Below are 11,555 nucleotides of genomic sequence, written 5' to 3'. Positions count from 1 at the left end.
GTCTCTGGCGGCACGCGCGGTGATTGTTCGGTCCCTGCCGTTCGCAGGGACGGGCGCCGCGCAACTTCGCAATGATGGGTTTCGTGGTGGGCGCGGTGGCCCGCGCTCAGTCGCCCGTGGCCTCGCGCATGTCATGGTAGTGAACCGCACAACACCATCGTCAGATTCTTTCGTGTTCGCTGACCGGGCCAAGGGGCCCACCACGAAACGAGGACGGCTGTATTCCGTCAAGGCAAGCGCCGGTACGGCAGGGTGTCGAATGGCAGGGTATTTGCCGTCAGAGACAAAACCACGAAACCAGCAAAGCATGAGATAGCGCAGCCCGTTGCATCGCGAACGGCAGATGGCCGAATGGGCACGGCGCCCGCCATCGGGGGCCGCACCACGAAACCACTGGGTCATGCAGTCGTGCTGCCGTTAAAGCCGGTAGAGCATGCCAGCCGAAGCCACTGCCCGTACGACGGAATCACTGCCGCCGAATCGCCTGATGGCTCTGCCCCCGGCAGGGTCGGCTTTCTTCTCGTTAGTCTTCTTTGCCGAAGCAAAGAAGAGTGACCGGCGTCCCCCGCAGGGGGATGTCGTACGCTGTTGGGTCCAAAAGCCAACACCGAACACCAAACAGCGAGAACCCCAGAGAACCTGCAGAGAACCTCAGAACCCCCCCTCTCAATCCGTAGTACTAGGACTCCAAAACGCCTGATGAACAAACTCCGCCTCAGCCAACCGCGCCATCAGCCGATCCAACACATCCCCATCGACGGAAGTCGAAGTCAACACCGCCTCAATCTCCACATCGCTATCCCCAAACGCACGCACCTCAAGATCCCGCGTTGGATAATTCCCCGCCTCCAGCGTCTGCTCCAGCAACCGCAAGGCCTGTTTCTGCGAAGCACGCGGCGCGATCACATAGACCGTATTGGTGACTTCCACCGCAGGCGTATCCATTGGCTGCTGGTTGATCCGGTTAACCACCGGCCTGAGCAACGTATTGGCGGCCAGCACGAACAGGCACCCCAGCCCGGCCTCCAGTATCAGGTCAGCACCGGCGCTGGCGCCGATCGCCGCCGATCCCCATAGCGTGGCGGCGGTATTCAGCCCGCGCACATTCCCTTCCTCGCGCATGATCACCCCGGCGCCGAGGAAGCCGATCCCCGACACCACATAGGCCACCACCCGCACCGCGCCGTCGTGCCCGGCCATGCGGTTGGCCATGTCGACGAAGATGGCGGCGCCCACCGCCACCAGCACATTGGTGCGCAGGCCGGCGGTGCGTTGGCGGATCTGCCGCTCGTAGCCGATCACCGCGCCCAGCACAAAGGCGGTGGTCAGGCTGACGGTGGTGTCGAGCAGCGAGTCCAGGTTGATGTTCTGGAAAGCTTGGAGGGACATGATGGTTTTCCCCGGTCTTGAAAGTTATTGTTTTTGGTACCTGTCATTCTGTCTTGCCTGCTTTTACGCCCGCCAGGTGTCATCCTGATGTCACGGGCGGCGCCCCCCGCAAGGGTGGCGGGGGCGCCGCCGGGCGCTTACTGCCACCCGAACCGCCGGATATAGAAGCGCTTGACCACCGTCACCAGCAAGGCGTAACCCAGCACGATGCCGATCATCCAGGGAAAATAGCCCGGCGGCAATGCCTCCAGCTTGAAGTATGCCGCCAGCGGTCCCATCGGCAGCCAGATGCCCACCGCCATGATCGCCACGGTGGCAATGGTCAGCGGCCAGGCCGCGCGGCTCTGGATAAAGGGCAGCCTGGGCGTGCGGATCATATGCACGATCAGCGTTTGCGTGAGCAGCCCGACCACGAACCAGCCGGACTGGAACAGCGCCTGCGCCTCCACGCTGTTGGCGGCGAACACGTACCACATCACCACATAGGTCGTGATATCGAAGATCGAGCTGATCGGGCCGAACACCACCATGAAGCGGCCGATATCGCCCGGGTTCCAGCGCAGCGGGCGCGAGACCAGTTCCTTGTCCACGCGATCGAACGGGATGGCGATCTGCGARACGTCRTASAGCAGGTTCTGCACCAGCAGTTGCAKCGGCAGCATSGGCAGGAAYGGMAKGAASGCGCTGGCCACCAGCACGGAGAAGACGTTGCCGAAATTSGAGCTGGCSGTCATGCGGATGTACTTCAGCATATTGCAGAAGGTGCGGCGGCCTTCGATCACGCCTTCCTCCAGCACCATCAGGCTCTTTTCCAGCAGGATGAGGTCGGCGGCTTCCTTGGCGATATCCACCGCGCTGTCCACCGAGATGCCGATGTCGGCAGCGCGCAGCGCGGGCGCGTCGTTGATGCCGTCGCCCATGAAGCCAACCACGTGGCCGTTGGCGCGCAGCGCCAGCACCAGTTGCTCCTTGTGCAGCGGCGACAGTTTGGCGAACACATTGTGCTCTTCCACCGCGCGCGCCAGCGTGGGCGCGTCCATCTTCTCGATGTCCGGCCCCAGCAGCACGCGCGTGACGGGCAGCCCCACTTCGCGGCAGATCTTGGCGGTGACCAGCTCGTTGTCGCCGGTCAGCACTTTGACCGCAACGCCGTGTTCCGCCAGCGCTTGCAGCGCGGGGCGGGTGGAGTCCTTGGGCGGATCGAGAAAGGCAATGTAGCCCACCAGGGTCAGCTCGCATTCGTCGGCCACGCCGTACTGCGTCTGCGTGGTGGGCGTTTCCTTCATCGCCACCGCCACCACGCGCAAGYCTTCCTCGTTGAGGTCGTGCGTCACCTGGCGCACGCGTGCCAGCATACCGGCGTCCAGCGCCTGCGCCGTGCCATCGATCTGCACGCGCGAGCAGATGCCCAGCATTTCCTCGACCGCGCCCTTGCAGATCAGCTCGTTGTGGTCCTCGCGCTCGGCCACCACCACCGACATGCGCCGCCGCTCGAAATCGAAGGGGATCTCATCGACCTTGCGGTAATGCTGCGTCAGCCTCAACTCGCTTTGCAACTCCACATGATCGAGCACCGCGCGGTCAAGCAGGTTCTTCAGCCCGGTCTGGTAGTAGCTGTTCAGGTAGGCGTGCTTGAGCACGTCGGTGCTCACGCGGCCGAGCACGTCGGTATGCCGCTCCAGCACGATCTTGTCCTGGGTCAGCGTGCCGGTCTTGTCGGTGCACAACACGTCCATCGCGCCGAAATTCTGGATGGCGTCGAGCCGCTTCACGATCACCTTGCGCCGCGACAGCATCACCGCGCCCTTGGCCAGCGTGGAGGTGACGATCATCGGTAGCATCTCCGGCGTCAGGCCCACCGCCACCGATAGCGCGAACAGGAAGGCCTGCATCCAGTCGCCCTTGGTGAAGCCGTTGACCAGCAGCACCAGCGGCGCCATCACCAGCGCGAAACGGATCAGCAGCCAACTCACCTGGTTGACGCCGGCCTGGAAGGCGGTGGCCGAGCGTTCGGTGCTGGTGACGCGCGCGGCGAGCGTGCCGAAGTAGGTCTGGTTGCCGGTGGCAAGCACCACGGCGGTGGCCGCGCCCGAGACCACATTGGTGCCCATGAAGACGATGTTGGAGAGTTCGAGCGGGCTGTCCTGCCGGTCGCGCAGTTCCGCGAATTTTTCCACGGGCAGCGATTCCCCCGTCATTGCCGCCTGGCTGATGAAGAGGTCCTTGGCGGCGATGATGCGGCAGTCGGCGGGAATCATGTCGCCGGCGGAAAGCGCTACCAGGTCGCCCGGCACCAGTTTGCGGATCGGCACTTCGATCCTGGCCGGCGGGCGGGAGTGCACGTGCACGTTGAAGTATTCCGCGCTGACGGCGGCAACGCCGGCGGCCAGGTCGCGGCGGATCACCGTGGCGGTGGTGCTGACCATGGCCTTGAGGCTTTCCGCGGCCTGGTTGGAGCGCCGTTCCTGGACGAAGCGCAGGATGGTGGACAACGTCACCATGGTGCCGATGACCAGCGTTGCCTTCATGTCCTCGGTGAAATAGGAAATCACCGCCAGCAGCGTCAGCAGCAGATTGAACGGGTTGCTGTAGGAATGCCACAGGTGCAGCCACGCAGGCAGCGGCTTCTCATGGTCGACTTCGTTGGGGCCGAACTGCTTGAGCCGTTCCTCCATCTCGGCGCCGGTCAGGCCGTCCTCGTGCGAGCGCATCCGTACCAGCACGTCAGGCACGTCTTCTCTGGCGGCGCGCTTCAGGGATTGCGCCAGTTGCTCCGGCACCGTGCGTGAGGGGCCCGGTTTGCCCAGCGACTCAAACATCGCCAGCCGGCGGAAGTGGTGGGTCGCCCGGCGCGTGCGCAGGAAGGCGACGAAGAGCGTTTTCATCAGGTTCATCGGTGCGGTTTTCCAGTGGTTCCCGGCGAGCCGGGCGGCGATGCGTGATCGGGGCGGCTAGGGCGAGGCGCCGCCATGGACGGATACTGCAAGTGCAAGAAAATGGGGGGCAGCGTGGGAGGCCAGCCTCGCCAGGGCTCGTATGCAGGTGCGAGCCGGCGTGCCGGCAATGCGGCGCCAGGCAGGGTGCGAGCGTTAGCCCGGCGGGGGGCGGTGCGCGTCGTCATGACGCGCTTCGGCAGGACAGACCGGCGGCAGCGCCAGTGCGAGCAGCAGCACGGCGGCGCGGCCGGGGCGGCCGGCGTGCCAGCGCAGCATCTGCAGCGCCAGCAAGGCGTGTTGTGCGATGAGGAGAGACGGCATGAGGCCTCCTTGCGCGATGGCCCGAAGGCGCGCGCTGGCAGGGGCGGGTACCACATCGCGGGGCGCGGACGAGCGCGCTCCGTGGCTGGATAGCCGCAGGCTTTTGCAACGAACTGGGAGGGAGTCGCACGGAGAACCCGTGCAACGGACCACTACCCGCCGGTATCGGCTAGGCAGTGGCGATAAGACGCCTGGACTTGCCTAGCCGTTCAGAGTTTGGCCGGAGGCCAACTAGAACAACTGTCCATGGAGATGACTCCGTAGCGATAACGGGGCGAAGCGTAGCAAAGGCGATGCGCGCTTGGCAACCCTTTTCTTCCGGCTTCGTCGCGCGCTAAGACGAGTCCTAAATTTCATGCCGTTCGGACCGTGCGCCGCTACGCCGGCGTGTCCGCGGGTGCGATCTCGTTGCGCTTTCATATGGCGCCTCGCACCAACCTTTGTCAGAATAGGGGGCTGCGATCCGCGCGGCATCGCGTTGTGCCCTGCACGCACCGGATCCCTTCGGTTTCCTGTGTTCCTCAACCAGCAAGAAGTCTATGACCATAGTGCTCCCAAGTGAAACGCAGGCTGCCTTGCGTGAGTTGATCCTGCTGATTTCCTTGCACGATCAGGATGCCGCGGAAGAATACTGGGCCTCGTTTCAGCGGGCGCTAGCGCGCGCTGAAACAGGCTGCGACGGCCAAATGCTGCTGTGGCCCCTGAATGAGGCGATCGGCCATGCGGCGGGCTTCTACGTGGAATGGAAGGACACTGCCGCCCTGGTCCGCAGCGTGCAGGCTCTGTGCGACCGCGTCGGCGTGCGTGTCGGCTGGGGCGTGACCGATCCGCTTTCAAGTGCCTTTCTCGCGCGGCACGATGTGCCGCAATTGATGGCCATCGCGCAGGCTTCATTGCGCGCGGCGGGCTTTACTTTGTGGTGCTGGGACACACAGGCCGATGCCTACGCAGGATGGATGATCCGCAGCCGCGACGAGGCCGCGCTGGCTGAACTCGCCAGCCGCCTGCACCTGATGATCGATCCCGCCGACGAAACCTACTGAGCCGCCGCCGCGGCCCCGCACTTGCAAACGGGGCCGCGGCGCGAATGTCGCTCGCATTCACATTTGTTGACATTTGCGCGCGTTGCGCATTGCCGTCGGCTTTCCCGTTCGCCGACCTTGGCTCGCGCAGCTAAAGCCAGCCTCCTCCACGATCCGCCGGATGCGTTCGGCCTGGCTCTTATCGTTTCCCACCGAAGCACGCGCCGTTCCCTTGAGGACAACATTGTGGCGGGCGCCGGGCAAGCCGCGTCAGTCCCCTCGCGTTACCACAATCGCAAGGCGCTAACCTGTTCGCCGAGGTGTCCCTTGCGGCATCTCATACCCGCCGGCAGCAGTGCCCCCTGCTGCCGTTTTGCCAACCAGGCCATGCAATGTGGCCTGGCTTTTTTGCCTGGGAGCGGCACTTACCCCGGCGTGCGTGATTGCGCCGCGCCGGCGCCGACGTACAATGCTGCGCCGGGGCTCGCCAGGGCCCTCACCCGGTTCGCCAATCCGCATCAACTCCTAGCCGCCAATCACGATGGAAAGCGCCGTCACCGAGATTTTCTACCGCCTTTCCACGGCGTTCTTCTGGCCGGTCGCGCTGGCGCTGCTGGCGTTGTTTGTCCTTTCGCTGGCCGATCTCGGCAGCCTGCTGGTGCAGTCGCGCCGCCGCGCCAATGCGCCGGCCAGCGATCTGCCCGCGCTGGCCAATGCGCTGGCCGCCAGCCTGCGCAACGGCACGCGGCCGCATCTGGGCGCGGCATCGTTGTCGCCTTCGCTCGCCCGATTCTGGGACATGCTGGAAGCACGGCTGGCCCGGCTCGATTCGCACGAACACCTCGACCTGTGGCTGGATGAAACGCTGCAACGCGAGGAAATGCGCGTGGCCAACCGGCTCGATCTGACCCGCACGCTGGTTCGCATCGCGCCGATGCTGGGCCTGGCCGGCACCATCATCCCGCTCGGGCCGGCGCTGCAATCGCTGCTGGCCGGCGACATGGCCGGCATGGTCAATCACCTGGTGATTGGCTTCGGCGCAGTGGTCTGCGGACTGGTGCTGGGCGGCATCGCCTACGTGCTGACGCTGACCCGCGAACGTTGGGCGCGGGTCGACCTCAAGGAAATGGAAAACCTGTGCGAGCTGGTGCTGCGGGCCTTGCCCGAGGCAGCGCATGTTCGCGGCGCGGCGCAGTTCGCCGGAGCGCACGCCTGATGGACGCGGGTCAAGGACACCAGTTCAGGCGCCGGCGCTTTGTGCGGCGCCGCCGCGCGCAGGGCGAGCTGGCGTCGGTGCACCGGGAAGACCCGCTGGCCGGCGTCGCCAACCTGTTCGACGCCTCCATCGTCTTTGCCGTGGGCCTGATGGTGGCGCTCACGCAAGCCTTCAGCCTGACCCAGCTGCTCAATCCCGATTCGCAATTCACCATGGTCCAGCGCGACCCGCGGACCGGCGAGCTGCAGTTGCTGGAGAAGAACCGCAGGGAGGTCAAGGTCAGCAAAATGTCCGCGCAGCAAAAGACCGGCGAGGGCACGCGGCTGGGCGTGGCCTACCAGTTGCCGGACGGCAGCGTGGTGTATGTGCCGGAAGGCGCGGCGCCGGGCACCCGGCCTGTCCCGGCGGCATCGGCGCCGGCTGCGCGTTGATGGGTTCGATGCCGCGCACGCCGTTCACGGTGTCCCTCGCACCGATGACGATGCTGGCGGATGCGCTGTTCCGGTCTCGCCCGTTGCATTGGCTGTTGCTCGCGCTTGTCCTGCTGTGCGGGCGAGCCCACGCGGCGGGGTTGGTGCAACCCGCAGCCGATGGCGGCCGTGCCCCTGTCCGCGTGTTGCTGATCACTACCAATACCCATCTGCTGCCCGCCGCCGAGGCGCGCCTGCGTGAACTGGCGGGGCCGGGCAGGGTGCGGCTCGACGCCGTCACCACGGCGCCCGATCCCGCGCAGGTGGCCGCCGCCGATGTCGTCTACGCCTACTTCGCGCCAACTGCCGTGCTCCGGCAGGTGGCACCGGCTGTGCGCCAGGCGCGGCAGCGCGGCGCGCTGGTGCTGGCGGCGCCGGCCGCCTCCGCCGAGGCCGCCTGGGGCATCGGCATGGACGCCGCGCGTAACCAGGCCGCCGAGGCTTACTGGAGCGCCGGCGGCGCCGACAACCTGGCCGGCTGGCTGGCCTGGCTGGTGGCCGCGGTGCGCGGGGAGCAAGCCATCGCCGTGCCGCCGCCGCGCCCGCTGCCCACGGCCGGCATCTATCATCCGCGCGCCGCGCAGCCCTTCGCCACGCTCAAGGACTACCTGGCCTGGTATCGCGGCGGCGGAGCCGGCGGCCTGCCTGCACAGGCGCCGCTGGTCGGCATCGCCTTCTACGCCAGCAACTATCGGCAGCAGGACCTTGCGCATATCGATGCCCTGATCGCGGCGCTGGAGCGCCAGGGCATCGGCGCGGTGCCGGCGTTTGGCTGGCCGCTGTCCGGGCTGGAACCGATGCTGGCGGCCGACGGCCACAGCCCTTTGCGCGCGCTGCTGACGCTGAACCTCACTATCAGCCGGGCCGAAGACAAGTCCTGGCTGGAACGCCGGGGCCTGCATGCCATCAACCTGATCGCCACGCGCGACAGCCAGGAAGCGTGGCGCGCGGACGTGCGCGGCATCGGCGGCGAGCGGTTGCCGCTGCTGCTCAACACGCCCGAGCGTGCCGGCGCCACGGAGCCGATCCTGTTCGCCACGCTGGAGGACGAGGGCGGCGCCAAGACCAGCCGGGCCGTGCCGGAGCGCGCGGACGCCGCGGTGGCCCGCGTGCGGCGCTGGATCGCGCTGCAGGACAAGCCCGCGGCGGACAAGCGCATCGCCATCCTCTACTACAACAACCCGCCGGGCCGCGGCAATATCGGCGCCAGTTACCTGGCCACGCTGCCGTCGCTGGTGCAAATCATGGCGCGCCTGCGGGAAGCCGGCTACCGCACCGGCACCGCGTTGCCGGACACGGCCGAACTCACCGCGCTGCTGGAACGCAACGGCCGCAACATGGAAGAATGGTCGCCCGGCGAACTGGCAGAGATGGTGTCGCGCGGCAGGGTCAGCTTGCTGCCGATGGCGCAGTACAAGCGCTGGTTCGACGCCTTGCCGGCGGCGTTCCGCCAGTCGGTGCTGGCAGCCTGGGGGCCGCCGGAGCGCAATCCGCTGATGCTGGTTGGCGATGGCCACGGCGGGCAGGATTTCGTCATTCCGGGCCTGCGCTTCGGCAACCTGTTCGTCGGCCCCCAGCCGCTGCGCTCCACGTTCGCGCGTGCGATGGACAGCTCGCACGATACGGTGACCCCGCCGCCGCACTCCTATATCGCGGCCTACCTCTGGTACCGCCACGCCTTTGGCGCCGACGCGATGGTCCACGTTGGCCGCCACGGCACGCTGGAATGGCTGCCGGGCAAACRGGTGGGGCAGAGCGGCGGCGACAGTGCCGAAGTGCTGCTGGGCGACCTGCCCAACGCCTACTACTACATCCAGGACGGCGGCGGCGAGGCGATCCAGGCCAAGCGCCGCAGCGCGGCCGTGCTGGTCAGCCACCTGACGCCGCTGATCGCCCGCGCGGGCTGGCCGGACGCGCTGGCGAAGCTGGACGAAGTGATCGAGCAGCAGGAAGCCGCCGCCGACAGCTCTCCGGCACTTGCCGAGCAATACCGTTTGCAGGCACTGGCGCAGATCCGCGCGCTGGGCCTGGACCGCCAGCTCGGGCTGGACCTCGGCGCGCCCTGGGCGCAGGTCGAGCCGGTGATCCACCGCTTCCTGCACAAGGTCGAGGCCGAGCCGGTGCCGCTGGGCATCCATGCGCTAGGCGAACTGCCACCGCCGGATATCCAGCAGCAGGCGCTGGCCACCGTGCTGGGGAGCGCCTTTGACGCGGGCGAGACGCGCCGCATCGGCCAGGATACCTTGTCCCGCTGGGCGGGCGCGCTGGTGGAGGGACGCGAGCCCGACACCGCCGGCGTCGGCGATGGGCAGCCGCTGGCGGACAAGGCGAAGGCCGCGTTGTCGATGGCGCGGGAGTGGCTGGCGCGGTTGCGCGAATCGCCGCGCCGCGAACTCGACGGCCTGATCACCGTGCTGGCGGGCCGCTACTTGCCGACCGCGCCGCTGGGCGATCCGGTTCGCACCCCGCAGGGCCTGCCCACCGGGCGCAACTTGCATGCCTTCGACGGCGCGCTGATCCCCACGCCGGCCGCCTGGGCACTCGGCAAGCAACTGGCGGCGCAGACACTGGCGCGCTATCGCGAGGAAACCGGCGCCGCGCCGGAACAGGTGTCGATGGTGCTGTGGTACGGCGAGACCGAACGCCACCAGGGCGCGATGGAGAGCGAGGCGCTTTACCTGATGGGCGTGGAGCCGGTCTGGAATGCCCGCGGCGTGGTTGAGGATGTGCGCCTGATTCCCGATGCCGAACTCGGCCGCCCGCGCGTGAACGTGCTGTTCACCATTTCCGGCATTTACCGCGACGGTTTCGGCGACAAGGTGGCGCTGCTGGACAAGGCCGCGCGCCTGGCCGCCGCCGCCGGCGACAACGCCATCAGCCGCCACGACCGCGAGGCGCGGGCAACGCTGCTGGCGGCCGGCGTGGAACCGCAACTGGCCGGCCGCCTGGCCCGCGCCCGCGTGTTTGYCGCCAAGCCCGGCAACTACAGCATCGGCGTGCAGCAGATGGTGGAGCAGAGCAAGGATGTGCCGCAGGCCGGGGAACAGCCGGGCGCGCTGGCGCGGCAATACCTGCGCTATATGAACTTCGCGTTTTCAAGCGAAGGCTGGGGCGAAACCGCGCCGCAGGCGCTGGCCAGCCATCTCAAGTCCAACCAGGCCGTGCTGTTCTCGCGCGCCAGCACGCTGTACGGCGCGCTCGACAACGACGATACCTACCAGTACGCCGGCGGCCTGAACATGGCCACGCGCGCGGTCAGCGGGCAGGCGCCGCGCTTCTGGCTGCACAACCTGCGCCGCGCCGGCGAGGAGCAGACTGTCGATGCCCGCACCTGGCTGGCAACCGAGCTCAACGCGCGCAACTGGAACCCGCGCTGGATCGAAAACATGCAGCGCTCCGGCTATGCCGGCGCGCGCGAGATGTTCAAGGAGATCGAGCATCTCTATGGCTTCCAGGCCACGAGCCCGGAGCAGATGAGCGGCAGCTTCTGGCAGAACACGTATGAAGTCTACGTGGCCGACAAGCACGGGCTGGGCATGGACCGCTTCTTTTCGCAAAGCAACCCGCACGCGCGGCAGGGCATCCTGGCACGGTTGCTTGAGGTGGACCGGCAGGGCAGCTATCGCTTCACGGCGCAAGAGCGCGCCGATATGGCGCGGCGCTATGTGGAATCGGTCAACCGCGACGGACTGTCGTGCTCGGCCAATAGCTGCGGCAATCCGGTGCTGATGCAATACATCGCCGGGCTGGGGCAGCAAGCCCGGCTGCCGTCGGATACGCTGCGCGCATTCGCCGAGCGGCTGGCGCGCGCCATGCCGGGGCGGGAGCCGGCCGCGCAGGGCGCACGCGCGGGATTGGCCGAGACGCTTGCGGCACGGCCTGCGCGCCAGGCCGCGCCGCAGCCACCGGCGCCGCGTCCCTCCACCGAGCCAGCCACCGGGCCAGTCACCGGCCATTTGCTGGAAAGCCGCGTGCTCAAGCTCGCGCCGCCCGCGCCCCTGACGGGCCTTGCGCCCCGCGAGGCACTCCGGGCCGCCGTGCTGATGCTGCTGCTGGTTGGCGCCGGCGCGGGCGCCGAGTGGTGGCGCGGCCGGCGGCGCGGACCGGCGCAAAGCTGACGCGGCGCCGGTGGACAGCACCTCCGTATCTCTTTATGCTGATCCCCTCGCAGCGGCCGGGACCGCCGCCGCTTACCGGCTGC

The 11,555-nt window shown here is 67.5% G+C and carries 7 protein-coding genes; 4 read left to right on the top strand and 3 right to left on the bottom strand.

Going from position 1 to position 11,555, the window contains the following annotated elements; translation table 11 throughout:
- Positions 1 to 666: 666 nt before the first annotated feature.
- From AC1DKD_RS19705 to AC1DKD_RS19695, 3 genes are all read right to left on the bottom strand, one after another.
- Positions 667 to 1,389: an MgtC/SapB family protein gene (locus AC1DKD_RS19705; protein WP_441636456.1), complete on the bottom strand. Its 723-nt coding sequence runs from the start codon at positions 1,387 to 1,389 to the stop codon at positions 667 to 669.
- 137 nt (positions 1,390 to 1,526) lie between these two features.
- Positions 1,527 to 4,283 (bottom strand): magnesium-translocating P-type ATPase, encoded by a 2,757-nt coding sequence (gene mgtA / locus AC1DKD_RS19700; RefSeq protein WP_477143600.1) that lies wholly within the window; start codon positions 4,281 to 4,283, stop codon positions 1,527 to 1,529.
- Between the two features lie 195 nt (positions 4,284 to 4,478).
- Entirely contained in the window at positions 4,479 to 4,646 is a 168-nt protein-coding gene (locus tag AC1DKD_RS19695) for a hypothetical protein (RefSeq protein WP_441636452.1), read from the bottom strand.
- A 539-nt stretch (positions 4,647 to 5,185) separates the two neighbouring features.
- On the opposite strand from AC1DKD_RS19695, the gene AC1DKD_RS19690 reads away from it, so the two are divergent.
- The 4 genes from AC1DKD_RS19690 (at position 5,186) to AC1DKD_RS19675 (ending at position 11,472) form a co-directional block, all read left to right on the top strand.
- On the top strand, positions 5,186 to 5,689 hold the full coding sequence (locus tag AC1DKD_RS19690) for a DUF6630 family protein (protein WP_441636450.1): 504 nt from the start codon (positions 5,186 to 5,188) through the stop codon (positions 5,687 to 5,689).
- Between the two features lie 520 nt (positions 5,690 to 6,209).
- Positions 6,210 to 6,884 (top strand): MotA/TolQ/ExbB proton channel family protein, encoded by a 675-nt coding sequence (locus tag AC1DKD_RS19685; RefSeq protein WP_441636448.1) that lies wholly within the window; start codon positions 6,210 to 6,212, stop codon positions 6,882 to 6,884.
- Positions 6,884 to 7,315 carry a DUF2149 domain-containing protein gene (locus AC1DKD_RS19680; RefSeq protein ID WP_441636446.1) on the top strand — a complete coding sequence of 144 codons (432 nt, stop codon included), beginning with the start codon at positions 6,884 to 6,886 and terminating at the stop codon, positions 7,313 to 7,315. Before AC1DKD_RS19685 ends, AC1DKD_RS19680 begins: the two co-directional genes overlap by 1 nt.
- An 8-nt stretch (positions 7,316 to 7,323) precedes the next feature.
- A complete protein-coding gene (locus tag AC1DKD_RS19675; RefSeq protein WP_477143599.1) occupies positions 7,324 to 11,472 on the top strand; it encodes a cobaltochelatase subunit CobN in 4,149 nt (1,382 codons plus the stop codon).
- The last annotated feature ends 83 nt before the right edge of the window (positions 11,473 to 11,555 follow it).

Source organism: Cupriavidus sp. 05T313, assembly GCF_056396665.1.
Note: the sequence above shows the minus strand (reverse complement) of the source record. Positions and strands in the feature narration are given on the sequence as shown.

Excerpts from the sequence above, each read along its gene's own strand:
- AC1DKD_RS19695 (WP_441636452.1), bottom strand. The coding sequence starts at position 4,646 with ATGCCGTCTCTCCTCATCGCACAACACGCCTTGCTGGCGCTGCAGATG.
- AC1DKD_RS19685 (WP_441636448.1), top strand. The coding sequence starts at position 6,210 with ATGGAAAGCGCCGTCACCGAGATTTTCTACCGCCTTTCCACGGCGTTC.
- AC1DKD_RS19680 (WP_441636446.1), top strand. The coding sequence starts at position 6,884 with ATGGACGCGGGTCAAGGACACCAGTTCAGGCGCCGGCGCTTTGTGCGG.
- AC1DKD_RS19690 (WP_441636450.1), top strand. The coding sequence starts at position 5,186 with ATGACCATAGTGCTCCCAAGTGAAACGCAGGCTGCCTTGCGTGAGTTG.
- AC1DKD_RS19705 (WP_441636456.1), bottom strand. The coding sequence starts at position 1,389 with ATGTCCCTCCAAGCTTTCCAGAACATCAACCTGGACTCGCTGCTCGAC.